General features: G+C 48.9%; 1 protein-coding gene. It reads right to left on the minus strand.

Going from position 1 to position 878, the window contains the following annotated elements:
• Positions 1-141 precede the first annotated feature (141 nt).
• Positions 142-633, minus strand: coding sequence for a GNAT family N-acetyltransferase (locus Q8W24_RS16775; protein WP_305476038.1), 492 nt, complete (start codon positions 631-633; stop codon positions 142-144).
• Between the last annotated feature and the right edge of the window lie 245 nt (positions 634-878).

An 878-nucleotide genomic window follows, 5' to 3' on the forward strand; every position in this document is an offset into this window, starting at 1 on the left:
TAACAACGTCCGGGAAAGCGCGCAAGGATTCTGAAAAAGCGCGCATTGATTGGGGCAAACTTTCAATCATACTGGATGTGCATACACATCAGATCAAGGAATGATCAATGACTTCCAGCCCCTTTCTCAATTATCCACTGGTTATGTTTTTTCCAACCACTTGTACATCACCAATGCATCAACATAGCCATGATCGGGGTGGTTAAATGCCTTGGGAAGGCGACCAACGATGTCAAAGCCGAGCATTTCCCATAAACGAACGGCTCCTTTATTGCTGGATGCTACAAAATTAAACTGCATCGCTTTGTAACCAAGTTCAGTGGCAACTTGTTGCGAGTGTTCGCACATGGTCGTCGCCACCCCTCGACCTCGCGCTGCTGTTGAAACCATGTACCCACAGTTGCAAACGTGGCTACCGGGCCCGGCTTGATTTGTTTTTATATAGTACGTGCCCAGTATTTTACCGGCCTCTTCAACAACATATGTCTTGCGAGGTGCTTCCAGCCAGATTTTTTCTGCCTGTGCCTTTGTGGTAGCCACATCGTAGGCATAAGTTTCTCCGGCTTTGACAATGTCATGAAAAATGGGCCAGATTGCATGCCAATCGTCTTTTTTTGCTGCTCTGATATTCATTCGAAAACCTCTTTGAAAACATAACGCCTTGCTCAGGTGTGAGCACTACAGAATACCCGATCTGCAACCGTTCGCTCTCGGTGGTTGATTGCCAATGGCTGAACTGATCGGCCATCGTTTGTTGATGCTGCCTTCCCAACCTTCCCAACCTTCCCAACCTTCCCAACCTTCCCAACCTTCCCAACCTTCCCAACCTTCCCAACCGTCCCCACCAGCCCAACCGTCCCAAGCTTCGCATGCGGGTC

This window comes from Oceanobacter sp. 4_MG-2023 (genome assembly GCF_030689165.1).
In the GTDB taxonomy this organism is placed as follows: Bacteria; Pseudomonadota; Gammaproteobacteria; order Pseudomonadales; family Oceanobacteraceae; genus Oceanobacter.